The organism is Streptomyces maremycinicus, from assembly GCF_001184025.1.
GTDB lineage: Bacteria > Actinomycetota > Actinomycetes > Streptomycetales > Streptomycetaceae > Streptomyces > Streptomyces maremycinicus.
Genome location: NZ_BBYG01000013.1, coordinates 512,177 through 535,790, shown reverse-complemented (window position 1 = coordinate 535,790; position 23,614 = coordinate 512,177). Strand labels below are relative to the sequence as shown.

The 23,614-nt window shown below is 71.0% G+C and carries 25 protein-coding genes and 1 pseudogene; 16 read left to right on the top strand and 10 right to left on the bottom strand.

Annotation, left to right across the window (positions count from 1 at the left end; all coding sequences use genetic code 11):
* Positions 1-114: 114 nt before the first annotated feature.
* Positions 115-1,041: a mycothiol synthase gene (gene mshD / locus AOQ37_RS18050; protein WP_062645541.1), complete on the bottom strand. Its 927-nt coding sequence runs from the start codon at positions 1,039-1,041 to the stop codon at positions 115-117.
* Between the two features lie 246 nt (positions 1,042-1,287).
* Here mshD and AOQ37_RS18045 point away from each other — a divergent pair, with 246 nt between their 5' ends.
* From AOQ37_RS18045 to AOQ37_RS18040, 4 genes are all read left to right on the top strand, one after another.
* Positions 1,288-3,090: a bifunctional metallophosphatase/5'-nucleotidase gene (locus AOQ37_RS18045; protein ID WP_062645540.1), complete on the top strand. Its 1,803-nt coding sequence runs from the start codon at positions 1,288-1,290 to the stop codon at positions 3,088-3,090.
* Between the two features lie 238 nt (positions 3,091-3,328).
* Positions 3,329-3,463 carry a hypothetical protein gene (locus tag AOQ37_RS41820; RefSeq protein ID WP_267888014.1) on the top strand — a complete coding sequence of 45 codons (135 nt, stop codon included), beginning with the start codon at positions 3,329-3,331 and terminating at the stop codon, positions 3,461-3,463.
* Positions 3,464-3,553: 90 nt separating this feature from the next.
* Positions 3,554-3,688 carry a hypothetical protein gene (locus AOQ37_RS41815; RefSeq protein ID WP_267888013.1) on the top strand — a complete coding sequence of 45 codons (135 nt, stop codon included), beginning with the start codon at positions 3,554-3,556 and terminating at the stop codon, positions 3,686-3,688.
* 93 nt (positions 3,689-3,781) lie between these two features.
* Positions 3,782-5,575: an ABC transporter ATP-binding protein gene (locus AOQ37_RS18040; protein WP_062645539.1), complete on the top strand. Its 1,794-nt coding sequence runs from the start codon at positions 3,782-3,784 to the stop codon at positions 5,573-5,575.
* Between the two features lie 48 nt (positions 5,576-5,623).
* Here AOQ37_RS18040 and AOQ37_RS18035 read toward each other — a convergent pair whose 3' ends face one another.
* The 8 genes and pseudogenes from AOQ37_RS18035 to AOQ37_RS18000 form a co-directional block, all read right to left on the bottom strand.
* Positions 5,624-6,412 (bottom strand): response regulator transcription factor, encoded by a 789-nt coding sequence (locus AOQ37_RS18035; protein WP_078890237.1) that lies wholly within the window; start codon positions 6,410-6,412, stop codon positions 5,624-5,626.
* 47 nt (positions 6,413-6,459) lie between these two features.
* A pseudogene (locus AOQ37_RS18030) lies at positions 6,460-7,425 on the bottom strand (pectinesterase family protein); the annotation flags it as partial.
* Positions 7,426-7,732: 307 nt separating this feature from the next.
* On the bottom strand, positions 7,733-9,220 hold the full coding sequence (locus AOQ37_RS18025) for a sensor histidine kinase (RefSeq protein WP_062645537.1): 1,488 nt from the start codon (positions 9,218-9,220) through the stop codon (positions 7,733-7,735).
* The gene (locus AOQ37_RS18020; RefSeq protein WP_062645536.1) at positions 9,217-9,954 is read right to left on the bottom strand and encodes a response regulator transcription factor; all 738 of its coding nucleotides are present in this window, start codon (positions 9,952-9,954) and stop codon (positions 9,217-9,219) included. Before AOQ37_RS18020 ends, AOQ37_RS18025 begins: the two co-directional genes overlap by 4 nt.
* Before the next feature lie 118 nt (positions 9,955-10,072).
* Positions 10,073-10,282: a hypothetical protein gene (locus AOQ37_RS18015; RefSeq protein WP_062645535.1), complete on the bottom strand. Its 210-nt coding sequence runs from the start codon at positions 10,280-10,282 to the stop codon at positions 10,073-10,075.
* Positions 10,283-10,311: 29 nt separating this feature from the next.
* Positions 10,312-11,538: a S1C family serine protease gene (locus AOQ37_RS18010; protein ID WP_062645534.1), complete on the bottom strand. Its 1,227-nt coding sequence runs from the start codon at positions 11,536-11,538 to the stop codon at positions 10,312-10,314.
* 121 nt (positions 11,539-11,659) lie between these two features.
* A complete protein-coding gene (locus AOQ37_RS18005; RefSeq protein WP_234436931.1) occupies positions 11,660-12,748 on the bottom strand; it encodes a LacI family DNA-binding transcriptional regulator in 1,089 nt (362 codons plus the stop codon).
* Between the two features lie 105 nt (positions 12,749-12,853).
* The gene (locus AOQ37_RS18000; RefSeq protein ID WP_062645533.1) at positions 12,854-13,642 is read right to left on the bottom strand and encodes a winged helix-turn-helix transcriptional regulator; all 789 of its coding nucleotides are present in this window, start codon (positions 13,640-13,642) and stop codon (positions 12,854-12,856) included.
* A 202-nt stretch (positions 13,643-13,844) separates the two neighbouring features.
* Between AOQ37_RS18000 and AOQ37_RS17995 the strand changes: the two genes are divergently transcribed.
* The 8 genes from AOQ37_RS17995 (at position 13,845) to AOQ37_RS17965 (ending at position 19,428) form a co-directional block, all read left to right on the top strand.
* Complete coding sequence (locus AOQ37_RS17995; protein WP_078890236.1) at positions 13,845-14,684, top strand: alpha/beta hydrolase; 840 nt, start codon at positions 13,845-13,847, stop codon at positions 14,682-14,684.
* Between the two features lie 37 nt (positions 14,685-14,721).
* Positions 14,722-14,976, top strand: coding sequence for a MoaD/ThiS family protein (locus AOQ37_RS17990; protein WP_062645531.1), 255 nt, complete (start codon positions 14,722-14,724; stop codon positions 14,974-14,976).
* A 274-nt stretch (positions 14,977-15,250) separates the two neighbouring features.
* Complete coding sequence (locus tag AOQ37_RS17985) at positions 15,251-16,537, top strand: hypothetical protein (protein ID WP_374701512.1); 1,287 nt, start codon at positions 15,251-15,253, stop codon at positions 16,535-16,537.
* 159 nt (positions 16,538-16,696) lie between these two features.
* Positions 16,697-17,434 carry an LmeA family phospholipid-binding protein gene (locus tag AOQ37_RS17980; RefSeq protein ID WP_062645529.1) on the top strand — a complete coding sequence of 246 codons (738 nt, stop codon included), beginning with the start codon at positions 16,697-16,699 and terminating at the stop codon, positions 17,432-17,434.
* Positions 17,435-17,633: 199 nt separating this feature from the next.
* On the top strand, positions 17,634-17,717 hold the full coding sequence (locus AOQ37_RS42135; RefSeq protein ID WP_351766844.1) for a putative leader peptide: 84 nt from the start codon (positions 17,634-17,636) through the stop codon (positions 17,715-17,717).
* 138 nt (positions 17,718-17,855) lie between these two features.
* Entirely contained in the window at positions 17,856-18,695 is an 840-nt protein-coding gene (locus AOQ37_RS17975) for a sulfurtransferase (protein WP_062645528.1), read from the top strand.
* Positions 18,696-18,734: 39 nt separating this feature from the next.
* On the top strand, positions 18,735-19,022 hold the full coding sequence (locus AOQ37_RS17970) for a DUF1416 domain-containing protein (RefSeq protein ID WP_004986406.1): 288 nt from the start codon (positions 18,735-18,737) through the stop codon (positions 19,020-19,022).
* Between the two features lie 133 nt (positions 19,023-19,155).
* Complete coding sequence (locus AOQ37_RS17965) at positions 19,156-19,428, top strand: DUF3099 domain-containing protein (protein ID WP_062645527.1); 273 nt, start codon at positions 19,156-19,158, stop codon at positions 19,426-19,428.
* A gap of 100 nt (positions 19,429-19,528) precedes the next feature.
* Here AOQ37_RS17965 and AOQ37_RS17960 read toward each other — a convergent pair whose 3' ends face one another.
* Positions 19,529-19,891, bottom strand: coding sequence for a DsrE family protein (locus AOQ37_RS17960; protein ID WP_062645526.1), 363 nt, complete (start codon positions 19,889-19,891; stop codon positions 19,529-19,531).
* 132 nt (positions 19,892-20,023) lie between these two features.
* Here AOQ37_RS17960 and AOQ37_RS17955 point away from each other — a divergent pair, with 132 nt between their 5' ends.
* From AOQ37_RS17955 to AOQ37_RS17940, 4 genes are all read left to right on the top strand, one after another.
* On the top strand, positions 20,024-20,896 hold the full coding sequence (locus AOQ37_RS17955; protein WP_234436930.1) for a hypothetical protein: 873 nt from the start codon (positions 20,024-20,026) through the stop codon (positions 20,894-20,896).
* Positions 20,893-21,831, top strand: coding sequence for a hypothetical protein (locus AOQ37_RS17950; RefSeq protein WP_063781155.1), 939 nt, complete (start codon positions 20,893-20,895; stop codon positions 21,829-21,831). The genes AOQ37_RS17955 and AOQ37_RS17950 overlap by 4 nt, the downstream gene beginning before the upstream one ends.
* Positions 21,828-22,796 carry a hypothetical protein gene (locus AOQ37_RS17945; RefSeq protein ID WP_062645525.1) on the top strand — a complete coding sequence of 323 codons (969 nt, stop codon included), beginning with the start codon at positions 21,828-21,830 and terminating at the stop codon, positions 22,794-22,796. The genes AOQ37_RS17950 and AOQ37_RS17945 overlap by 4 nt, the downstream gene beginning before the upstream one ends.
* 230 nt (positions 22,797-23,026) lie before the next feature.
* Positions 23,027-23,602: a heme-binding beta-barrel domain-containing protein gene (locus tag AOQ37_RS17940; protein ID WP_062645524.1), complete on the top strand. Its 576-nt coding sequence runs from the start codon at positions 23,027-23,029 to the stop codon at positions 23,600-23,602.
* The last annotated feature ends 12 nt before the right edge of the window (positions 23,603-23,614 follow it).

Sequence of the window (23,614 nt, the reverse complement as noted above, 5' to 3'; positions counted from 1 at the left end):
CCGCCCCGACTCCGGCCCGGCCTGACTCCGGCCTGACCTCGACCCGGCCTGACCCCGACCCGCCCTGCCCAGCCTGACCCCGGTCTGCCTGGCTCGGCGGGCCGTTCGGGCGGGTCACGTCTCTGTTCGGTACATCAGGTCCGTCTCGTGGGTGAGGAAGCCGAGCCGTTCGTACACCGAGACGGCGGCCTTGTTGTCCGCGTCGACGTACAGCATCGCCGTCGGCAGGCCCTGGGCCGCCAGGTGGCGCAGGCCGATCGTGGTGAGGGACTTGCCGAGGCCGCCCCCCTGGGCGCCGGGGGCGACCCCGAGGACGTACACCTCGCCGAGCTGCTCCTCGGCGTGCACCTTCGTCCAGTGGAAGCCGACGAGCCGCTCGCCGCGGAAGGCGAGGAAGAAGCCGGCCGGGTCGAACCAGGGCTCGGACATACGGGCGTCGAGATCGCGCTGGGTGAGGGAGCCCTGCTCGGGATGGTGGGCGAAGGAGGCGGCGTTGACGGCGAGCCAGGCGGAGTCGTCCTTGCCGGGGACGAAGGCGCGGACGCTCACCCCGTCGGGCAGGACCGGGTCCGGCAGTTCGAGGTCGCTCAACGGCCGCCGCATCTGGCGCAGTTCACGGAACAGGGAGAGTCCCAGGACCTGGGCGAGGTGCCGGGCGGCGGAGTGACCGCCGTGGGCCCACACCCGAAGCCGCTTGCCGGAGGCGGCGAGCAGGGCGGAGCCGAGCGCGCGGCCGTGCCCGTGACCGCGGTGCGAGGGGTGGACGACCAGTTCGGCGGCGGGTGCCTCGACCGGATCGGTGTCCTCCAGCTGGGCGTAGCCGACGAGTTCGTCGCCGAGGGTGAGGACCAGGTGGGAGACGCCCTCGCGGGCGCCTCCGCGCAGCTGTAGGCGGCCCTGTTCGGACACCGCCTGCTGACCGTCCGTCCGGGCGGCCTCCGCGAGCAGTTCGAGGACGGCCTCGGTCTGTTCGGGGGTGAGCTCGGAGTGGGTCTCGATGGAGCGGGAGCCGGGGATCCGTGCGATGTCGTCGCTGGTCATGCGTCGAGGGTAAGGGGCGGGCCGGGCAAAGTGGCGGCACGGGGAAAGCCGGAAGGACGCGGTCCGCGAGGACGGTGGCGGGGGTAACCGGAGGGCAAAGGGAAACCAGGATGTAACCAAGAACCCCCTGTCGCGCTACGCGCGTTGACCCTAGGCTGCGCCGGACGGGGCCACTTCCCTCTGCGTTTCCCAGGGCCGGTCGGGCCCGGGCACGCAGACATCCAGGCAGACACCTCAGGGGGGCGCATGCCAGCCACTTTCCAGCCGCATCCGAACGGCAGACGTCGTACGTACCGTCTTCTCGCGGCCGCCGCGGGCCTCGCCACCGCCGGTGCCATGGCCGCCGCGCTCCCGGCGGACGCCCACGACGCCAAGCACTCCAAGCCGCTGCCGAGCCGCTACCAGGACGTGCAGCTGCTGTCCTTCAACGACCTGCACGGCAACCTCGAGCCCCCGTCCGGCTCCTCCGGCCGGGTCACCGAACTCCAGGCGGACGGCACGACGAAGACGATCGACGCGGGTGGTGTGGAGTACCTCGCCACGCATCTGCGCGAGGCCCGCAAGGGCAACCCGTACTCGGTCACCGCGGCCGGCGGCGACATGGTCGGCGCCTCCCCGCTGATCTCGGGTCTGTTCCACGACGAGCCCACCATCGAGGCGCTGAACAAGCTCGACCTGGATGTCACGTCGGTCGGCAACCACGAGTTCGACGAGGGAGCCAAGGAACTGGCCCGGCTCCAGAACGGCGGCTGCCACCCGACGGCCGGCTGTTACACGGACAAGAGGTTCCAGGGGGCCGACTTCCCCTACCTGGCGGCCAACGTCCTGTCGGAGAAGAGCGGCAAGCCGATCCTCGAGCCGTACTTCGTCTGGAAGAAGAAGGACGTCAAGATCGGCTTCATCGGCGTGACGCTGGAGGACACCCCCGGTGTGGTGTCCGCCGAGGGCGTCAAGGGCCTGAAGTTCAAGGACGAGGTCGAGACGATCAACAAGTACGCCAAGGTGCTCCAGAAGCAGGGCGTGAAGTCGATCGTGGCGCTCATCCACGAGGGCGGGCTGCCGGCCTCGGGCTCCTACAACTACGACTGTGACGCCGCGGGCGCGGGCGCCGGCATCTCCGGCCCGATCGTCGACATCGCGAAGAACGTCACTCCGGCGGTGGACGCGCTGGTGACGGGCCACACGCACGCCGCGTACGCGTGCACGATCCCGGACCCGGCGGGCAAGCCGCGCACGGTCACCTCGGCCGCGTCCTTCGGCCGTCTGTACACGGACACCACGCTGACGTACGACCGGTTCACCGGTGACATCGCGCGTACGGCGGTCAAGTCGGCGAACCACGTGGTCACCCGGACCGTCGCCAAGGCGCCCGACATGACCGAGCTCATCGCCAAGTGGAACACCCTGGCGGCCCCCGTCGGCAACCGCCCGATCGGCTACATCTCCGCGGACGTGCCGAGCACCGGCACCGAGTCCCCGATGGGCGACCTGATCGCGGACGCCCAGCTCTGGTACGGCAAGGGGCTCGACCCGGAGACGGACCTCGCGCTGATGAACCCGGGCGGCGTCCGGGCGGGCCTCACCTACGCGGCCAAGGGCACCGAGGGCGACGGCGTGGTGACCTACGCCGAGGGCTTCACCGTCCAGCCGTTCTCCAACACCGTGAACCTCCAGAACTTCACCGGCGCTCAGCTGATCCAGGTCCTCAAGGAGCAGGTGAGCGGGACGAACACGAGCGCGCCGAAGATCCTTCAGCCGTCCGCCAACCTGACGTACACGCTGGACCTGACGAAGAGCGGCGCCGACCGTGTCGTCACGGACTCCATCAGGCTGAACGGCGCGGCGATCGACCCGGCCGCCACCTACCGCGTCGCCACGAACAGCTTCCTCGCGGGCGGCGGCGACGGCTTCACCACGCTGGGCCTGGGCACCGGCGACGTCGTCGGCGCCGACGACCTGACCGCCCTGGAGCAGTACCTGCTCGCCAACTCCTCGGCCACCGGCCCGATCGCCCCGCCGGCGGCGAACCGGATCTCGATCGTGCAGTAACCCTTTCGGCAGGACATTCAAGAGGCGGCCGCGTCACCGACGCGGCCGCCTCTTCGTATTAAGACCTGTGTGAGTTCACGGTTGGTTCCCACCGCCGTCTGAAAACTCGTCTCAGTCGCAATTCATCGAGGTCTCAGCGGAATTGGCTTTTTCCTCTCCGATCGTCCCGTAGTGTTTTCCATGTCGAAAGCGAACGACGCGAAAGCGAAGTGAGCGAACACAACGGATGGAGAACGTCATGAGCTTCCACAAGATCACGCCCGTCAAGAAGGCCCGCAAGACCCCCGCTGCCCCGGCCGCGAAGCCCGTGGCCAAGAAGAAGGCCGCCAAGAAGGTGACTCAGCAGCGTCGCCCGGTCTCCCATAAGGGCTGAGTCGCGGTCGGAACTGTTGCAAACCCGCGACGAATAAGCCGCGCGTAAACCGAACATAATCAGCGCCTGATAATTGGAGAGGTAATTCCCATGAGCTTCCACAAGATCGCCCCCGTCACGAAGAACCGCAAGACCGCCGCCGCCCCGGCCGCGAAGCCCGTGGCCAAGAAGAAGGCCGCCAAGAAGGCCGCCCCGAAGCGCCGCCCGGTCTCGCACAAGGGCTGACGGCACGCCACGAGGCGGGGTCACCGGTGAGAGCCGGTGACCCCGCCTCGGCCATGTCGCACGTACACGCAGGGAGCCGAGGGAGTTGCTGACATGAGGGAAGCCCGCGAGGCCTTCCGCCGCTTCTGGCCGCTGACCCGCGGCGACCGCGGGAGGATGCTGGTGATCATGGCCTGTGTGGTGGTGTCCGCGCTCGCCGAGACGGCCTCCATCCTGCTGTTCGCCGAACTCACCGACAACGCCCTCGAGGCCGGTTCGCTCGACGCCTTCTGGGGTCCGGCCGGCGCCTGGCTGGGGGTCGCCGCGCTGGGCGCACTCGTCGGCTACCTCGGCAACTCACTCGCGACCTGGACGGCGGAACGCTTCGTCCTCCGGCTGCGCGCGGGCGTCTTCGGCCATGTCCAGGACCTGCCGCCCCACTTCTTCCAGCGGCACCGCCGCGGCGACCTGGTGGAACGCCTCACGGGAGACGTCGAGGCCATCGAGCAACTGGTCGTGTCGGGCGTGGTCGGCACGGTCTCCGCCGCCTTCTCGGCGGTCTTCTACGCGGCGGCGGCCCTGTGGCTGCGCTGGGACCTGGCCCTCGCGACCTTCGTCCTCGCCCCCCTCTTCCTCCTCGCCGCGCGCCGCTTCTCCGGCCGGATCAAGCAGGCGTCGCAGGACGAACGCGTCGCCGACGGCGCGATCACCTCGGTGGTGGAGGAGTCGCTGGGCAACGTCGTGCTGACCCAGGCGTACAACCGCCGCCGCGACGAGGAACGACGCCTCGAGAAGGAGGCCCGCGCGTGGATGCGGGCCAGTGTGCGCGGGGCGCGGCTGAGCGAGATGTACGAGCAGTTCGTCGAGGTGGTCGAGACCCTCTGCGTCCTGTCGGTGATCGGCCTGGGCGTCTGGGAGATCTCGGCCGGCCGGATGACCCTCGGCGCCCTGCTCGCCTTCGCCGCGTTCATCGGCTACCTCTACCCGCCGGTCCGCAGCCTCGGCGGGCTCGGCCTGACGGTCACCGCGGCCACGGCGGGCGCGGAACGCATCGCGGAACTCCTGGACGCGCAGCCGTCGGTGCTGGACCCGGACGTCCCCGTCCCCGCCTGGCCGGTCCGGGGCCGGGTCAGCCTGCACGGTGTCTCGTTCCGCTACCCCGACGCGGCCCGCGAGTCGCTGCGGGACGTCACCTTCACCGCGGACCCCGGCGAACTGGTCCTCGTCACGGGTGCGAGCGGGGCGGGCAAGTCCACGCTCTCCAAACTCCTCACCCGCTTCTACGACCCCGACGCGGGCGTCGTCCGCCTGGACGGGATCCCGCTCACGGAGGTCCCGCTGGAGTTCGTCCGCGAGATCACGGCCCTGGTGCCCCAGCAGACGCTCGTCCTCAACGGCACGATCCGGGAGAACATCGGGTGCGGCCGCCCGGGCGCCACGGACCGGGAGATCGAGGCGGCGGCCGCGTCGGCCGCGGCCCACGAGTTCATCGCCGCCCTACCCGACGGCTACGACACCCACATCGCCCCCGGCACCGCGGCCCTCTCCGGCGGCCAGCTCCAGCGGATCGCCATCGCCCGAGCGATGCTCCGCGCGGCCCCGGTCCTCGTCCTCGACGAACCCACCGCCGGCCTGGACTCGGTGGCCGCCCGGCAGATCGTCCAGCCCCTGCGCCGTCTGATGTCCGGCCGCACGACCATCATGATCACGCACGATCTGAGCCTCGCGCCCGACGCCGACCGCATCCTGGTCGTGGACGAGGGACGGCTGCTGGACGAGGGCACGCACGACGAGCTGATGACCCGCTGCGAGGCCTACACCAGGCTGGTCGAACCCTGGTCGGAGCCGGCGCGGAAGGCCGCGCGAGGCGAGCGGCTCACCGACGACACGCTGGTACTGCGCCTCTGAGGCAGTACCGGAACCGGGGGCGCGGGCGCGACACGGTGGTGCAGGCCGTCACCCCGCCCGCAGCATGTACCCCAGCCCCCGCGCCGTCTGGATCAGCCGGGGTTCGCCGTACTCCTCCAGCTTGCGCCGCAGGTACATGACGTACACGTCGAGCGTGTTGGACGTCGGTTCGAAGTCGAAGCCCCAGACGTCCCGGTGGAGCCGCGCGCGGCTGAGGACCTTCGCCGGATGGCGCAGGAAGTACTCCAGCAGGGCGTACTCGGTGGGGGTGAGGTCGAGCGGACGGGCCGCGCGGGTGACGGTGCGGGAGGACACGTCCATCGCGATGTCTTGGAAGGCCAGCCGGGCGGACGCCGCCCCGGCGGGCGGGGACGTCCGGCGGGTCCCCCGGCGCAGCAGGGCCCGCACCCGGGCCAGCAGCTCCTCGGCGGCGAACGGCTTCATCAGGTAGTCGTCGGCGCCGTTGTCGAGGGCGACGATACGGTCGCCCACCGCGTCCCGGCCGGTGATCATGAGGATCGGGACGGTGGAACCGGAGGCCCGGATCCGCCGGGTCGCGGCCAGTCCGTCCAGGCCGGGCATGGTGACGTCCATCAGGACGAGGTCGGGGGCGTTGCCGGGGGCCCCGGCAAGATCGAGCGCGAGGTCGAGGGCGAGCCGCCCGTCACCGGCGAGGACGGTCTCGTAGCCCTCGAAGCGGAGCAGCCGGCCGAGTCCCTCACGGACCTCCGCGTCGTCGTCGGCCAGCAGGATGCGGCCCGCCGTACGTGCCTGCCCCGCCGTTCCCCCGCCCGCAGCCGCCGTCTCCGCCGTCCCCTTCACCGTTCGTATCACCATTCCCTCACGGTGGAACGAGGGGCTGTGGCGGAGCTGGCAGGGGGATGTCAGGGGGCCGTGGGGGTCCAGTCGCCCAGCCAGTCCGCGACCTCCTGGTCGGCGGCCTGGGCATCGGTCAGCTGCGGGCGGTCGGCGCTCGCGGCGCCCGCGCCCGCGCCGGAGTTCCGGTACTCCGCGAACCGGTCGTCCTTCCAGGAGAAGCCGCTCATGTCGGTCCACGGCGTGGTCCTGACGGCGGCGCTCAGGACGGTGTTGCGGACGGTGGTCTGCGGGTCCAGGGCCGCGTCCCCGCCCGCGTGCCAGGGGCGCCCGAGGTGGAAACTGCGGTCGGCGACGTCACCGCCGACCGTGGAGTTGGCGATCAGGATGCCCTTGCGGCCCGCCGCGGTGCTCGGGGCCGTGACATAGCCGGCCGAGGTGCCGTTCCAGCGCTTCTTCAAGGTGATGACGGACCTGTCGATCACCGCGGTGGCCCGGCCGAAGATGAAGTCGGTGTTGCCGATGACATAGGAGTCGGTGACGTAGACGCGGCCCTGCTTGTCCTTGGCCGCGGTGTCCACCAGCAGGGTGTCCTGGTCGCCGCTGACGATGACGCCGTCCAGGAACACCTTGTCGGCGGAGGTGCGCAGGGCGACCGCCTGGTTCGCGATGTCCTGGTGGGCGGCCTCGTCGAAGTCGTTGGAGATCGTCAGGTTGCGGGCCTGGAAGTCGTCCGCGTCGACGGCGACGGTCGCGCTGCCGCCGGTGCCGTACGTGCCGGAGCCGTCGGGCTTCGGCGTCCCGGAGGCGTTGTCGTAGACGATCGTGGTGTCCTTGCGGCTGCCGCCGGTGCCCTGAACGGTGACGTGCGGCTTGCTGGCCGGGACCTTGACCAGCTCGCGGTACGTTCCCGGCTTCACGGCGATCACCACGCGCGCGGGGTTGTTCGCCGGTACGGCGTTCACGGCGGCCTGCACGGTCGTGTACTGCCCGCTGCCGTCCTTGGCGACGGTGAGCGTGGTGGTGGTGGCCGCTCTCGCCTGCGCCTGCGCGCCGAAGAGTCCGAGGTCCGTGCCGTAGGCGAGGGTGCCGGCGGCGATGAGGGCGAGGGGTACGCCGAACGCGAGGGCGGTGCCGCGCCTGCGGTGACGGGGCCTGCTGATGCCTGTGCTGCGGTGCGCGCTCATACGACGCTCCGTTCCGTGCGGGGCGGGGGGAAGGTGATGCGCTGCTGGGTCGCCGCCCGGATCGGAAAGGTTGCCGAACTCACGGAAATACGGGGGAGGGAGGAGGGGGAGCGGGAGGAAAGGGGGGAGCGGGAGGTGGGAGCCGCCCCGCCTGCTACGACGTGAGGGCGGGGTCCTCCGGCGGCGGGGTGGGAGCCCCCGGCAGCCGGACCGTCGCCACCGTGCCGCCGCCGTCCGCGCGGGCCAGCGAGACCTGGCCACCGGCCTGCTCCACCGTGCGGGCGACGATCGAGAGACCGAGGCCCGAGCCCGGGAGGGCCCGCGCGCTGGGGGAACGCCAGAAGCGGTCGAAGACGTGCGGGAGTTCCTCGGCGGGGATACCGGGGCCGTGGTCGCGGACGGTCAGCGTCCCGTGGCTCAGCCGGACGTCGATGATGCCGCCCTCGGGGCTGAACTTCACCGCGTTGTCCAGGATGTTGACCACCGCCCGCTCCAGCGCGGCCGGCTCCGCCCGGGTGTACCAGGGCTCCAGCGACGCGGTGATGGTCAGCTCCGGGCCACGCAGACGGGCCCGGCGCAGCGCCGACTCCACCGCGTCCTCCAGCGAGACGACCTGCACGCGTTCGCCGCGCTGGCCCTCGGAACGGGACAGTTCCTGGAGGTCGCCGATGAGCGAGGCCAGCTCGGTCATCTGCGCCTTCACCGAGGCGAGGAGCGCCTTGCGGTCCGCCGGGGGGATCGGCCGGCCCGTCTCCTCACTGCGGGTGAGGAGCTCGATGTTGGTGCGGAGCGAGGTGAGCGGCGTGCGCAGTTCGTGCCCGGCGTCCGCGATCAGCTGCTGCTGGAGCTCGTGGGAGCTGGCGAGGGAGGCGGTCATGGAGTTGAAGGAGCGGGAGAGGCGGGCCACCTCGTCGTCGCTGTCGTCCTCGACGGGGATCCGGATGCTCAGATCCTCGGTCCGGGCCACGTGTTCGACGGCCTCGGTGAGCTTGTCGACCGGCCGCAGCCCCGCACGGGCCACCGCGAGCCCGGCGGCACCGGCGCCGACGACTCCGATACCGGAGACGAGAAGGAGGATGAGGGCGAGGTCGTTGAGGGTGGACTCGGTGCTCTTCAGGGGAGCTGCGATGAGGAGTGCCACGTCGGGGAGGAGCTGGGGCGGACCGCCCCTTTGGCTGACGATCAGGGGCGTGGTGAGCACGCGTACCGCATTGCCGTCCGAGTCGGTGCCGTTGCGGATGATCCCCTCACCGCTGCTGGTCGCCTCCTTGATCACCTTCTTGTCGGCACCGGTGACCTTGACGGTGCCCGCCGAGGTCGCGGAGACACAGGCCGTCCCGTCCTGCTTGACCAGCTGGATGTACGTGTTCCGGGTCCAGAGGTCGCTGATGTCGGGCTCGTCGCCCTGATCGGTCTGAGCGGCCTGGGGGCAGGTGGCGAGCAGGTCCTGGACCTGGTCGTAGCGCTGTGGCTGCGACATCTTCCTGAGGTCGTCGTCCACCTGGTCGTACAGCTTGCCCTGCACGATGAACCAGCAGGTCACCGATACCGCCGCCACCGCGAAAGCCACAGCGGCAGCGACGAGCATGGACAGCCGGGCCCGGATGGGCAGGGTCCGGAACCGCCGTACGAGCTTGTTCACTCCGCCCCGCCCTGTCGCAACACGTATCCCACGCCCCGCACGGTGTGCACGAGGCGCGGCTCTCCGCCCGCCTCCGTCTTGCGGCGCAGGTACATCACGTACACGTCCAGCGAGTTGGACGACGGCTCGAAGTCGAAGCCCCAGACCGCCTTCAGGATCTGCTCACGGGTGAGCACCTGGCGCGGGTGTGCCATGAACATCTCCAGGAGGGTGAACTCCGTGCGGGTCAGTTCCACGGGACGTCCGCCGCGGGTGACCTCGCGGGTGGCGAGGTCCATGCGCAGGTCGGCGAAGGTGAGGGCCTCGTCCTCCTCCACCGTGCCCGCCCCGGCCGCCGCCGCGTAGGAGCTGCGCCGCAGCAGGGCGCGGACACGGGCGAACAGTTCGTCCAGTTCGAAGGGCTTGACCAGGTAGTCGTCCGCCCCGGCGTCCAGTCCCGTGACCCGGTCGCCGACCGTGTCACGGGCCGTGAGCATCAGGATGGGCGTGGTGTCGCCGGCCCCGCGGATGCGGCGCGCGGCGGTGAGACCGTCCATGCGCGGCATCTGGATGTCCAGCACCACCAGGTCGGGCCGGTAGGCCGTCGCCTTCTCCAGGGCGTCCGCGCCGTCGACGGCGACCTCCGTGTCGTAGCCCTCGAAGGCGAGGCTGCGCTGGAGCGCTTCGCGCACCGCCGGCTCGTCGTCGACGATCAGGATGCGCTGGGTGTCACGGTCGCCTTCGGCGGGGCTCATGGGCGTGGATTCCTCGGGTGCGGTGGGACGACGGGAGGCCGGACCTGCTGAACGTGCTGAGTGTCCTCAGCCTCGCACGGTTCCCGGTGTGCGCGTGAAGAGTGGGGTGGTGGGGAGATCAGCCGCGCAGGGCCGCGAGCCTTTTCAGCGGCACCTTGCGCTGGTGGGGGCGGGCCGCGCTGGTGCGCAGGCCCATCAGCTGGGGGGCCGCCACCTCCGGCGCGCGGGCCGGCGCGACCGGCGGGTGCAGCTCGTACGCCACGTCGAGGGCCAGGCCGAGGTCGGCCGCACCGAAACCGGTCACCGTGTGCGAAACCTGCTTGATCATGACGTACTCCCTGACTGGGTGGTGGGGTGTCAGCTGTCGGAGCCGCCGGCCCGCAGCGTGGCGAGGTCGGCCTTGACGGTGTTGATCGGGATGGCGAAGCCGAGACCGACGCTGCCGGCGTCGGCGGACGAGGAGGAGTCCGTCGCGGCGGAGTACATCGCGGAGTTGATGCCGATGATGTTGCCGCTGGCGTCGATGAGCGCGCCGCCGGAGTTGCCGGGGTTCAGGGAGGCGTCCGTCTGGAGTGCCTTGTACGTCGTCGTGGACGTGCCCGTGTCGCCGTTGAACTGCTGGCCGCCGAACTGGAACGGCCAGTTGCCGTCGCCGCCCTGGCCGCCCTGACCGCCCTGGCTCTGGCTCTCGTCGGTCGAGACGGTCACGTCCCGGCTCAGCGCGGAGACGATGCCGCTGGTGACGGTGCCGGTCAGGCCCTCGGGCGAGCCGATCGCCACCACCGTGTCGCCGACCTTGACGCCGTCGGAGTTGCCGAGGGTCGCCGCCTTCAGGCCGGACGCGTTCTCCAGCTTGATGAGGGCGAGGTCCTTCTTGCTGTCCGTGCCGACGACCTCGGCGGTGTACGACTTCCCGTCGCTCGTCGACACCTTGATCGAGGTGGCGCCGGAGATGACGTGGTTGTTGGTGATGATCTCGCCGCCGCTGGTGATGATCACACCGGAGCCGGTGGACGTTCCGTTGCTGAGCGTGGCGCTGACCTCGACGACGCTCGGGCTGACCGTGGCGGCGATGGTGGCCACGTCACCCGTCTTGCTGGAGGGCACCACGCTGGTGGTGGTGGACGAGGAGACCACCTCGTCCTTGCCGGTCAGCTCCTGGATGCCGTAGGCCGTGCCGCCGCCTATGGCCGCCGCCACGATCGCCACGGCGGCGAGCAGGGCGAACGGGCCGCGGGCGCGCTTCTTCCCGGCGGGCGCGGGCTCGGCGGCCAGGGGGGTGGGAAGAGCGGTTCCGCCGCCGTTGCCGCCGTGGCCGCCGTTGTCGGAGCCGCCGGCCGCCTGCGTCTGCCACACCGCGGTGGGCTCGACGGCCGGCTGCTGCCGGTAGGCGGCCTGCGGCGCGGGCTGCTGTACCGACTGCTGCCGCGCGACCGGCTCGTACGCCGGCGGGGGCGGCCACTCCGGGTTCACCGGGGAGGGGGCGACGGGGGAGGAGGCGTGCTGCTGGGCGCCCTCGTACGGGGCCTGGTACGGGTTCTCGAAGTTCTCGTACTCGCCGCTGCGGCGGATGCTCTCGGTCATGGAAGAAGCTTCCCGCCCGACCATGAGAGCTCCCTGAGTGCTCCCTGAGAAGCCCGCCAGAACCTCGTATGCCCGATATAAAGAGCGTTCCGGCAGAAGGGCCGGACCTCTCAGACGGGTCTCAGACAGGCCTCGGAAGCGGTGCGGACGCCGTGTCCGCGACGCGTCCGGGGCCCGTGGGCGGCGGCTCGTCGCAGCCGCAGGACCGGCGGACCACCAGCTGCGACGGGAACACCTTCAGCCGCTCGCGCCGCGACCCCGCGACCCGCAGACCGTCGTCCAGGACGAGATCGACCGCCGCCCGGGCCATCGCCGAGCGGTCCGAGGCGATCGTTGTCATGGGCGGGTCGACCAGGGCCGCTTCCTTGATGTCGTCGAAGCCGATGACCGCCAGCTCGCCGGGCACGTCGATGCGCAGCTCGCGCGCCGCGCGCAGCAGGCCGATCGCCTGGTCGTCGGTGGAGCAGAAGACGGCCGGCGGCCGGTCCGGGCCCGCCAGCAGCTCCAGGGAGACGCGGTAGGCGTCGTAGCGGTTGTACGGCGCCTCGAAGAGCCGGCCCTCCGTGCTGACACCGGCCTCGTCCATCGCGCGCCGCCAGCCCTCGACGTGGTCGGAGACCGGGTCGCCGACGGAGGGGGTCTCCGCGGTGCCGCCGACACAGGCCACGTATTCGTAGCCGTGCTCCAGCAGGTGGCGTACGGCGAGCTGGGCGCCGCCCAGGTCGTCGGTGACGACGGCGACGTCGTCGATCGCCTCGGGGCGTTCGTGCAGCAGCACCACCCGGGCGTCCCAGGCGTCGATCTCCGCGGCCGCCAGGTCGTTCAGCGCGTGGCTGACCAGGATGAGGCCCGAGACGCGCATCCCGAGGAACGCCCGCAGATAGTGGACCTCGCGCTCGGCGACGTAGTCGGTGTTCCCGACCAGCACCATCTTTCCGCGCTCGGAGGCGGCCTGCTCGACCGCGTGCGCCATCTCGCCGAAGAACGGCTGACGGGCGTCCGGGATGATCAGGCCTATCAGGTCGGTGCGCCGGGACGCCATCGCCTGGGCGACCCGGTCGGGCCGGTACCCCAGCTCCTTGATGGCGGCGAGGACACGCTCGCGCGTGGCCGGGGCGACCGGCCGGGGTCCGTTGTTGATGACATAGCTGACGACGGCGGTAGAAGTACCCGCCAGTCGCGCCACATCATCCCGAGTCACCTTGGCCACGCGCGGAGTCTACGCGGATGGACCCGCTCTGGGCAGGGCGTACAGGAGCTTCCCTGTGCGCGAGCAACGCCCTTCCCGAGCGGGCGCCGGGCTTACCGGCGGGTACTACGCTTCCGCCGTGACCTCGGCGGCGTCCAAGGCGTCCACCTTGTCCGCATCGTCCGTGTTCGACCGCTCCGACCGGTCCGTCTTGGCCTTCGCGTCGTCACTTCCGCGCTCCCCCTTCTCAGGGGTAACGAATCGATAACCGACGTTCCGGACGGTTCCGATCAGCGACTCGTGCTCGGGGCCGAGCTTGGCGCGCAGGCGCCGTACGTGGACGTCGACGGTACGGGTGCCGCCGAAGTAGTCGTAGCCCCAGACCTCCTGGAGCAGCTGTGCGCGAGTGAACACCCGGCCCGGGTGCTGGGCCAGGTACTTCAGGAGCTCGAACTCCTTGAAGGTGAGGTCCAGGACCCGCCCCTTCAGCTTCGCGCTGTACGTCGCCTCGTCGACCGACAGATCGCCGTTGCGGATCTCCATCGGGGAGTCGTCGTTGACGATCTGCTGGCGGCCCATGGCCAGTCGCAGCCGGGCCTCGACCTCGGCCGGCCCCGCGGTGTCCAGCAGTACGTCGTCGATGCCCCAGTCGGCGGTGACGGCGGCGAGGCCGCCCTCGGTCACGACCAGGACGAGCGGGCAGCCGGGTCCGGTGGAGCGCAGCAGCTGGCAGAGGCTGCGGACCTGGGGGAGATCACGGCGGCCGTCGATCAGGATGACGTCGGCGCCGGGGGTGTCGACGAGGGCGGGGCCCTCGGCCGGTGCCACCCGCACGTTGTGCAGCAGCAGTCCGAGAGCCGGCAGCACCTCCGTCGACGGCTGGAGAGCGTTGGTCAGGAGCAGCAGAGAACTCATACGTCCGGTTCCTCCTCGGTCCCTGCGAGGACATTGCGGCACTGCGGATTTTGCGGCACTGCTCTGCGATCCCGAAGGGCCGTACACCCGCGGTCACCTGGCGTTTTCCGCCCGGTTCCCTTTTCGTATACAACGCTTCCGAAAGCACAAAAGGACCCGGGGGCTACGCTGCCCGAGTCCTCTGTCCAGCAGAATAGCCCACATGAGCAGCGGTCCGGCAGGTCATGTGGCACGTTCCACCGTTCGTCCGAATGACGAGACGGGCACACACGCTCCTTTGCGGACGTTTCTGACCACCGCCGACGGGATCGCCGTCGATTCCGTATACGAACCGGGTGCGGCCGTATACGACGCCTCCGCGCCATCCACCCGTCATCCGGTGTTCGTCCTCGCCCACGGTTTCACCGGGGACGTGGACCGCCCGCACGTGCGGCGCGTGGCGTCCGCCCTCGCCCGGCACGGCGCCGTCGTCACCTTCTCCTTCCGGGGCCACGGCCGCTCCGGCGGACACTCGACGGTCGGCGACCGCGAGGTCCTCGACCTGGCCGCCGTGGTGGAGTGGGCCCGCTCGCTCGGGCACGCGCGCGTGGTGACCGTCGGCTTCTCGATGGGCGGCTCGGTGGTCCTGCGGCACGCGGCGCTGTACGAGGGGACGGTGGACGCCGTCGTCTCCGTGAGCGCCCCCGCCCGCTGGTACTACCGCGGTACCGCCCCGATGCGCCGGCTGCACTGGATGGTCACCCGTCCCGAGGGCCGGCTGGTCGGCCGCTACGGTTTCCGCACCCGTATCCACCGCCGGGAGTGGAACCCGGTCCCGCTCTCCCCGGTCGAGGCGGTGCCGAAGATCGCGCCCGTCCCGCTGCTGATCGTGCACGGCGACCGGGACGGCTACTTCCCCCTCGACCACCCCCGGATGCTGGCCGAGGCCGCCGCCGGGCACGCCGAACTCTGGGTCGAGCACGGCATGGGCCACGCCGAGCACGCGGCCGAGGACGGTCTGCTGGCCCGTATCGGGGACTGGGCGGTCGCGCGGGCGGGCTAGCCTGACCGTGTACACAGCCGATCGACAGAGGAACCTGATGCCCAAGGTCACGGTGCGCTACTGGGCGGCCGCCAAGGCCGCGGCCGGGGTCGCCGAGGAGCCGCACGACGCGGCCACGCTCGCCGAGGCACTCGACGCCGCACGTGCGCGACACCCCGGTGAACTCGTGCGTGTCCTGCAACGATGCTCGTTCCTCGTCGACGGTGACCCCGTGGGCACCCGCGGACATGAGACGGTACGGCTGGCCGACGGCGGCACGGTCGAGGTGCTCCCGCCGTTCGCAGGAGGGTGAGATGACGGACCAGCCGTACGACCAGCAGGGCTACGAGGGGTACGACCCCTACGCCCCGCAGCAACCCCACCAGCCCCAGCAGGCACATCAGCCCCAGCAGGCCGTGCAGCAGGCGTGGCCGGGGCAGCAGCAGGGGTACGAGGACCCGCAGGCCCACCTCCAGCACACGCAGCAGTGGCAGGGCGAGACCTGGGAGACGAGCGTCCAGGCGCCGGTCACCGCGGCCGACCCGGCCCAGACCGCTTACCTGCCCCCGCAGACGGGCGAGGCGCCGGTGCACGGCAACCCGCGGCACGCGTACGACGCCCGCGGCCAGGGCGACTCGTCCGCGTACGGCGGCACTCCCGCGTACGGCGGCACTCCCGCGTACGACGGCGCCCCCGGCGGGTACGACACCCGCGGCGGGTACGACGCCCGCGGCCAGGGCGACTCCGCCTCGTACGGGGACTCGTCCGGGTACGGGAACACCTCGTCCTACGGCAGCACCTCCTACGGCAGCACGTCCTACGGCGACGGCCCGTCGGCGAGCGCACCCCTGCCCCCGGAGAACCACGCCCAGCCGCAGCAGCAAGCGCAGGCCCAGCCGCAGCATCAGGCGCAACAGCAAGCGCAGCCGCACCATCAGGGGCAGGCCCAGCACCACTCCCACTCCCAGGCGCAGGCGCAGGCCCAGGCCCAGGCACAGGCGGGGGACTGGCAGGCGCCGGTGCCCGCCGCCCCCTTCGCTCCCGCCCCCGTTCCGGAACCCGCGACCGGAGGCACCGGCATGACCTACGGCCCCGCGACCCTGGCGGGCAACGCCCGCGTGACCGACGCCCAGCGGGCCCGCCTCGAGGGGCGTTCGCCGATCATCGAGCCGGGGATGCAGCCCGCGGCGCTCACCGCGCTCCTCGGGCTGCTCCTGTCCGGTGCGGCGGCCATCGGCTCGTACGCCCTCCTCGTCCCGCTCGTCGCGCTCCAGGCCGTCACGGCGGCGGGCTGGTTCCGGCTGAACGGCATGTGGCCGGCCCGCCAGGGCATCGCGCTCGCCTTCCTGGGCGCGCTGGTGTCGGACGCGGCACTGCTCGCGGCCGGCCGGGAGAACGCGCCCGCCGCGATCCTCGGCACCCTCGGCGTGTGGGTCCTGCTCTGCCTGGTGCTCCAGCTGCGCTCGCACGCCGACCCCGACGAACGTATGTACGGACTGATGGCGACCGTCGCCTCCTCCGCGCTGGCCGTCCTGGCCACCGGGCACCTCGGCGCCGAGCCGGACGCGGTGACGGTCGGCGCGGCCGCGGTGGCGGTGGCCGTCCTGGCCCGCGCGCTGCCGCTGCCCACCCCGGCCTCCGTCGTGGTGTCCCTGCTCGCCGCGGCGGGCGCGGGCATCGCGGTCGGCGGGATGACCGGCATGGGCGCCAAGGGCGCGCTGCTCGGCGCGGGCGCGGCGGTCTGCGCGCTCATCGGCCACCGGGTCGCGAGCTACGACTACCCCTCCCGCTTCGTCCACTTCACGGCGGGCGTGGCACTGCCGCTGGCCGCGGCCGCGCCCGCGGTCTACGTGCTCGGCCGGGCGCTGGCCTAGGAGCAGGAGCCGAAGAGCGCCGTAAAGCGGTGTAAGGGGCAAAGAGCGGTGATGGTCTGTCACAGGTGATCGACAAATCGCCGGTGCCCCTTCCGCGCGGGGTTACCTTGAACCGTTGTCAATGAACCGTTCAGGCCATCCGGGTGGGGGAACTACCGCATGCGTGCGCTTCGAATACTGCTGGTCGTCGTCGTGGTCCTGGGCGGTCTGTTCGTGCTCGCGGACCGCCTCGCCGTGAACTTCGCGGAGGGCGAGGTCGCCGACAAGGTGAAGGCCAACGAGGGCCTCGCCACCAGCCCGGACGTGTCCATCAAGGGTTTCCCGTTCCTCACCCAGGTCGTGGGCGGCTCGCTGGACGACGTCGAGGTCGGCATCAAGGACTACGAGGCGGCCACCGGCACCAGCGGTCAAACGATCCGTATCGACGACCTCCAGGCGGACATGAAGGGCGTCGAGTTCTCCGGCGACTACAGCTCCGCCACCGCCTCCAGCGCCACCGGCACCGCGTCCATCACCTACGCCGAACTGCTGAAGACGGCGAAGTCCGAGCCGACGCGGGTGGTGCAGGGGGTCACCGCCAGCGTGATCGGTCTCTCCGACGGCGGCAACGGAAAGATCAAGGTCGCCGTCGAGGCCACGGTGCTCGGCACCAAGCTGCCGCAGCCCGTGTACGTCCTCAGCACCGTCACCGTCGAGGGCGACACCGTCCGGGTGCACGCCGACTCGCTGCCCAGCTTCGGCGGGATCCAGGCCGCCGAGACCGAGGTGCGCTCGATCACCGACTTCGAGCAGAAGATCGACGACCTGCCCGGCGGGATCCAGCTCGACAAGGTCCAGGCGGGGGCGGACGGCGTGGACATCTCGGTGAAGGGTTCGAACGTCAGGCTGGCCGGGTAGGGCTGACCTCTGATGGACGGCGAGTGTCCGACAGGCGAGACGCTGCCGTCCGCACCGTAGAGGTGGCGGCGGACACAAACGCCCGGAAGCCGTGCGACGGCGGCCCGGGCGTTCGTCATGTCCCACTATCCGGACGATCGCGTCTCATCATTCGGCACGCTGGTGACATGCCCACCTGTCCGTCCCTACGATCGTCGGCATGATGCAGCGACAGGCGGATCTCACGAAGCGGCGGGCAGTAGACCTGTGCCGCGTCGCCGCCATGCTCTGTCGCACTTTCTGAGCGGAAGCGCCGCCGGCCTTCCGCGCCTCCCGGCGCCCTCGATCCGAGGGCATCCGTGCGCCGGCCGCCGGCGAGTCCCGGCCGCGCACCCCTCTTTCTTGCACACCCCCGCCGCAACTGCCCCGGAGGAGAACGAGCATGAGCCGCAGTGACGTCCTGGTCGACGCCGACTGGGTCGAGGCCAACCTCGACAACGCCGACATCGCCATCGTCGAGGTCGACGAGGACACGTCCGCGTACGAGAAGAACCACATCCGGAACGCCATCCGGATCGACTGGACCAAGGACCTCCAGGACCCGGTCCGCCGTGACTTCGTCGACCAGGAGGGCTTCGAGAAGCTCCTGTCGGCCAAGGGCATCGCCAACGACACGCTGGTGATCCTCTACGGCGGCAACAACAACTGGTTCGCGTCCTACGCCTACTGGTACTTCAAGCTCTACGGCCACGACAACGTCAAGCTTCTCGACGGTGGCCGCAAGAAGTGGGAGCTGGACGCCCGCGAGCTGGTCGAAGAGGTGCCCGAGCGCCCCGAGACCTCCTACCAGGCCAAGCCGCAGGACAAGTCCATCCGCGCCTTCCGAGACGACGTCGTGGCGGCCATCGGCTCGCAGAACCTCGTCGACGTCCGCTCGCCCGACGAGTTCAGCGGCAAGCTGCTGGCGCCGGCCCACCTGCCGCAGGAGCAGTCGCAGCGTCCGGGCCACGTCCCGTCCGCCCGCAACATCCCGTGGTCGAAGAACGCCAACGACGACGGCACCTTCAAGTCGGACGACGAGCTCAAGGAGCTCTACGCCGACGAGCAGGTCGACCTGGCCAAGGACACCATCGCGTACTGCCGCATCGGCGAGCGCTCGGCCCTGACCTGGTTCGTGCTGCACGAGCTGCTGGGCGTGGAGAACGTCAAGAACTACGACGGCTCCTGGACCGAGTACGGCTCTCTCGTCGGCGTCCCGATCGAGCTCGGCGCCAACAAGTAATCCGCCCTAGACCGACCTGAACGACCTCTGGAGAAGCACATGTGTGGAGCGAAGGCCGGCGGCCCGGACGCCTCGACGATCAAGCCCGGTGAGACCACGATCCAGGGTCAGGTGACCCGGGACGGCGAGCCGGTGACGGGTTACGTCCGTCTGCTGGACTCGACCGGCGAGTTCACCGCGGAGGTCCCGACCTCCGCCACCGGACAGTTCCGCTTCTACGCGGCCGAGGGCACCTGGACCGTTCGCGCCCTCGTCCCCGGCGGCACCGCCGACCGCACGGTCGTCGCCCAGCAGGGCGGTCTCGCGGAGGTCGCGATCGCGGTCTGAGCCCCGGCTCCGACACCGACGGCGCAAGGGCCGTGCCCCAGGGTCGAACACCCCGGGGCACGGCCCTTCCGCCGTACCCGGCCCCGCCCGATCGGCCCGCCCCGATCGGCCCGGCCGGTCTTATCCTTGAGGCATGTACGCCCGCCGGAGGCACGTCTACTTCGCCATGATGGGCAGCTGCGTCGTGCTGTTCGTCCTGGCCTGGGGAGTCGTGCGTATCTGGTCGATGCCCGTGGCCGTCGGTATGTGTGTCGTGGCCATGGTCATCCCGCCGCTCGCCGCGATGGTCGCCAATCGGCGCGGCCCCGAGGACCGCTGGTGGGACGACCCCTCCGGCGACCCGAAGTCCGACGAGTGGTGGGACGAGCTGGACGGCAAGAGACGCCGCCCCCAGGACCGGCCCTAGGGTCCCTCCCGGTGGGCGAGCGCCCGGTCCGCAGCGCCTGGTCCGCAGCGTCCGGTGCCTGGCGCCTTGTGCCCGGCGCCTTGTGCCTTGGGCCCGGTGCCTAGTAGACGAGCGCCTGGACGCCGTCGGTGAGCGCCTCCTGCACGAACACCTGTGCTCCCGCGATCCGTACGCCCTCGATCACGTCCTTCTCCGTGATGTCCCGGCGGGCCGCGCACTGGGTGCACAGGGTGAGGCGGCCGCCGGCCAGGATCGATTCGAGCAGGCCGGGCAGGGGAGCCGCGTGCGGCAGCTCGAACTCGGCGGCCCGGCCCGGCAGCGCGAACCAGGCGGACTCCCCGGTCAGCCACAGCGACACCTCGACCCCGCTGGCCACGGCGACGGCCGCGACCGTGAACGCCTGAGAGCACCGCTCGGGCGCATCGGCCCCTGCTGTCACCTTGATCACGAGCTTCTTCGCCATGGCTGAATCGTAATCAACTCGGCTACAACTCCCGGAGTTGACCATGGGTCTCCTGTGGAGCGCGATACGGAATACGCGCTTCACGCTTCTGAGGGGGATGTTGTGGAAGGTCCTGAAAGGGCCGAAGAGGTAGTGGGTGACATCGGGGTCGTCGAGACGGATCACGAGGCATCCGCCGGGGCGAACGCCCAGGCGGACGGGACGGCGGGGCACGCCGAGGCGGTGACCGGCGCGGTCGCGGTCGCGACGGTCGCGGCGGTCGCCGACGTCGACGCGGAAGCGTCCGTCGAGCGCCCCCGTCGCCGCCGCGGACGCACGACGCTGATGATCGCCGGAGCCGCGGTGCTCGGCGTCGTCGCCGGTGCCTGCGCCGGGTTCCTCGTCCAGGCCGACCGCGAACCGACGGCGCTGCCGCCGCTCTCCCAGCCGGTGCTCGAACAGGCCGAGGGCGAGGTCGAGCCGCTGTCGGCGGCGCAGGACCGGCGGGTCAAGACGGACGGTGATCTGCGCAAGCTGCTGATCACCCGCCCCAAGGGCGCGAAGGACAGCCCGCTCGGGCTGGAAGGCGACGGCTGGACCGATCTGTCCACCTACGCGGACCAGTACAGCAAGCCGGCCACCACGTTCAACAACCTCGTCGACGACGAGTTCCGCCGCGCGGCCCAGACCGCCTGGCGGGTGGGGACGTACAACGTCCACGTCGGGCTCGTGCAGTTCCACCAGGAGAGCAAGGCGGCCGCGTCGGAGTGGGCCGACAACGGCCACTACTGGGCCGAGGACGAGGACGACACCCGGAGCTGGCCCGTCCCCGGCACCGGGAACGGCAACGGGACGGCGTACGTGCACGACACCCCCGAACGGAAGCCGGGCTATCTCCCGGCGTACACGGCCGAGGCGCACGCCTGGCGGGGCGACATCTACGTCGAGATCTACGTCAGTGACACCAAGCCGATCTCCAAGGCGAAGATCATGGACCTGGCCCAGCGGCAGGTGGGAAAGCTGTGAGCGAGAACCCCGAGACCCCCGACACCCCTGAGACCCGTAAGACCCCCACGACCCCCGAGGCCCCCGGGACCCCGACGACCCCCGAGGCCTCCGAGGTCGTCGGGACTTCCGAGGTCGTCGAGGGCGGCGATGCGGTCGCGGGCGGCGGTGCCGAGCCCGCCGTCACGAAGCCCGCCCGCAGGACCCCGCGCCCCGGCCGCGTCGCCGCCGTGGCGGGAGCCGCGCTGCTGGCCTGCGCGCTCGTCGGCGGAGTCGGCTACACCGTCGTCACCGTGCAGGACGCCGACCGCGACCCCGGGAAGCCGACCTGGAGGTTCCCGTCGCCCGCGCAGGACGACGAGAAGCCCGGACGGGACGACGCCAAGGGGTCGCAGCTGAGCGACCTGCTGGTGCCCTACGGCACCGACGGCTTCGACCGCGGTCCCGACCTCGGCGAGTTCGGCGCGGACGCCGAGTTCAGCGGGGCGCAGGCCACCGCCCTGCGCAAGGAGTCGATCAAGGACCTGCCCAGCAAGTCCCGCAGACAGCTGGAGAAGCTGATCGACAAGGAGCGCATCAAGGGCGTGGCGATGCGCAGCTACGTCGTCGACCGGTCGGACTACAACACCACCGACGTGATCGCGTTCGACGTCAACCTGTCGCGGATGGAGAACCGCACCGCCGTGCGGGAGTCGGCCACCTCCTTCAACGGCTTCCTCGCCGCCACGGACGTCTTCCGCAAGGGCCCGAAGATCGCGGGCAACAAGGACGCCCGGTGCTTCCTGACGCCCAAGGGCAAGGACGAGGAGCTGGGCTTCGCGCTCTGCACCGCCTACGTGGGAGACGTGCTGGTCAGCGTCACCGCGGACGCGCCCGGTGTGCTCGACGCGAAGTTCGTCGCCAAGTTCTTCACCGCACAACTCGACCGCATCGACGACCCGGGACAGGCCGTATGACCGAGCAGCAGCAGACGCCGGCCACCGCCGGACGGCCCGTCGGCCCGGCCGACACGGCCCCTCCGGAGGCGGCCGAACCCCTCCCCACCGCGCAGACGCCCACGCCCGCCACCTCGCAGGAGACGCCCGCCACCTCGCAGGAGACGCCCGCCACCTCGCAGGAGATGCCCGGCACCCCGCAGGAGCCCGCCGCCCCGAAGGACCGACGGGTCCTGCGGGCCGTGCTGCGCTGGACCGCCGTCGTCACGGTGTTCGCCGCGCTCGGGGCCGGGACGGCGTACGGGATCACGAGCATGGAGCGCACGGACGTGCCCGGGCTCGCCACCGGGTCGGACGGCCGCTGGGCGTACCCGGAGATCACCAGGCCGCCGCTGCCCTCCGGCAGCCCGGCGCCGTTCGAGACCAAGAACTGGGCGCAGTCCCACTACGCGGACCTGCGCGCGCTGCTGCTGCCCGCGCCCGAGGGGGCGACGGACGACAAGACGCTGCACGGCACCGACGGCTGGCTGCCGACGAAGGACTTCCTGGCGGTGCTCGAGGCCAAGGAGGACCGGGACGAGGTCGGCCAGCTGCTCACCGACAACGGGCTGCGGCACATCGCGGCCCGCGGCTGGACCACCCCGGACGGCACCCGTACCCGTATCTACCTGCTCCAGTTCGACACGGGCACGGTGGCCGACGACGTCTACGGCGAGTTCACCACCTACGGCGCGCCCCTGCACGCCGTGCGCGGCGCCACCGAGGCGGAGTTCGACGAGGAGTACCCCACCGCCGCCGACTTCGACTCCATGAGCGTCATGCGGTACTCCTACGACGAGGTGAAGCCGTACGGCGCCGAGCACCTGCGGCAGGCCTACCTCCGCGCGGGCGACGTCATCGGCGTGGTGCTCCAGTCCCGCAAGGGCACCGCAGCGGCCGTCCCCTTCCAGCAGACCGTCACGCTCCAGAGCCAGCTGCTGGGCTGACGCCCGTGAGGGAGTACCTCACCGGGAGGGCCGGTCCCCGGCCGCGTAAGCTGGGGGCCGGCCCTGCCGTACCTATCCCGAAGCACGCTCATCCGAGGAGCACCCTGTGGAGATCTTCTTCGAAGCCCTGCTGGTCCTGGTCTGCGTCGGCACCCTCGCCTTCGCCGGTCTGACCGTGAAGAAGCTGTACCAGGGCCAGCGCTGACCACCACGTCCAGGAACTGTCACTCATGATCGAGATTCCGTCCGACCTCCACAAGGACCTCGTCCCCCTCGCTTTCCTGCTGGGCAGCTGGGCGGGCGCGGGCGTGCACGACTTCCCCGGTTCCGAGAAGTGCAACTTCGGGCAGGAGGTCACCTTCGGCCACGACGGCCGGGACTTCCTGGAGTACCACTCCCACACCTGGGTCCTGGACGGCGAGGGCAACAAGGTGCGGCCCCTCGAGTCGGAGTCCGGCTTCTGGCGGGTCGACGCCGACCGCAAGGTCGAGGTGACCATGGTCCGCGACGACGGGGTGGTCGAGATCTGGTACGGCGAGCTCGCCGACAAGAAGCCGCAGATCGACCTCGTCACCGACGCGGTGGCCCGCACCGCCGCCTCCGGCCCCTACACGGGCGGCAAGCGTCTGTACGGCTACGTCAAGAGCGACCTCATGTGGGTCGGCGAGAAGCAGACCCCCGAGGTCGAGCTGCGCCCCTACATGTCGGCGCACCTGAAGAAGGTCGTCACCCCGGAGGACGTCGAGCGCTGGGCCAAGGCCCTCCCCGACGACATGCCGGACGACGGGATCGCCTTCTTCAAGTAGTTCTAGACTCTT

Bases quoted from the DNA above. Each gene is read 5' to 3' on its own strand.
- AOQ37_RS18035 (WP_078890237.1), bottom strand. From the start codon at position 6,412: ATGGTGATACGAACGGTGAAGGGGACGGCGGAGACGGCGGCTGCGGGC.
- AOQ37_RS41820 (WP_267888014.1), top strand. From the start codon at position 3,329: ATGAGCTTCCACAAGATCACGCCCGTCAAGAAGGCCCGCAAGACCCCC.
- AOQ37_RS41815 (WP_267888013.1), top strand. From the start codon at position 3,554: ATGAGCTTCCACAAGATCGCCCCCGTCACGAAGAACCGCAAGACCGCC.
- AOQ37_RS17975 (WP_062645528.1), top strand. From the start codon at position 17,856: ATGAGCCGCAGTGACGTCCTGGTCGACGCCGACTGGGTCGAGGCCAAC.
- AOQ37_RS17995 (WP_078890236.1), top strand. From the start codon at position 13,845: ATGAGCAGCGGTCCGGCAGGTCATGTGGCACGTTCCACCGTTCGTCCG.
- AOQ37_RS17990 (WP_062645531.1), top strand. From the start codon at position 14,722: ATGCCCAAGGTCACGGTGCGCTACTGGGCGGCCGCCAAGGCCGCGGCC.
- AOQ37_RS18040 (WP_062645539.1), top strand. From the start codon at position 3,782: ATGAGGGAAGCCCGCGAGGCCTTCCGCCGCTTCTGGCCGCTGACCCGC.
- AOQ37_RS18045 (WP_062645540.1), top strand. From the start codon at position 1,288: ATGCCAGCCACTTTCCAGCCGCATCCGAACGGCAGACGTCGTACGTAC.
- AOQ37_RS17980 (WP_062645529.1), top strand. From the start codon at position 16,697: ATGCGTGCGCTTCGAATACTGCTGGTCGTCGTCGTGGTCCTGGGCGGT.
- AOQ37_RS17965 (WP_062645527.1), top strand. From the start codon at position 19,156: ATGTACGCCCGCCGGAGGCACGTCTACTTCGCCATGATGGGCAGCTGC.
- AOQ37_RS18015 (WP_062645535.1), bottom strand. From the start codon at position 10,282: ATGATCAAGCAGGTTTCGCACACGGTGACCGGTTTCGGTGCGGCCGAC.
- AOQ37_RS18020 (WP_062645536.1), bottom strand. From the start codon at position 9,954: ATGAGCCCCGCCGAAGGCGACCGTGACACCCAGCGCATCCTGATCGTC.
- mshD (WP_062645541.1), bottom strand. From the start codon at position 1,041: ATGACCAGCGACGACATCGCACGGATCCCCGGCTCCCGCTCCATCGAG.
- AOQ37_RS18010 (WP_062645534.1), bottom strand. From the start codon at position 11,538: ATGACCGAGAGCATCCGCCGCAGCGGCGAGTACGAGAACTTCGAGAAC.
- AOQ37_RS17945 (WP_062645525.1), top strand. From the start codon at position 21,828: ATGACCGAGCAGCAGCAGACGCCGGCCACCGCCGGACGGCCCGTCGGC.
- AOQ37_RS18000 (WP_062645533.1), bottom strand. From the start codon at position 13,642: ATGAGTTCTCTGCTGCTCCTGACCAACGCTCTCCAGCCGTCGACGGAG.
- AOQ37_RS17960 (WP_062645526.1), bottom strand. From the start codon at position 19,891: ATGGCGAAGAAGCTCGTGATCAAGGTGACAGCAGGGGCCGATGCGCCC.
- AOQ37_RS42135 (WP_351766844.1), top strand. From the start codon at position 17,634: ATGATGCAGCGACAGGCGGATCTCACGAAGCGGCGGGCAGTAGACCTG.
- AOQ37_RS17970 (WP_004986406.1), top strand. From the start codon at position 18,735: ATGTGTGGAGCGAAGGCCGGCGGCCCGGACGCCTCGACGATCAAGCCC.
- AOQ37_RS17940 (WP_062645524.1), top strand. From the start codon at position 23,027: ATGATCGAGATTCCGTCCGACCTCCACAAGGACCTCGTCCCCCTCGCT.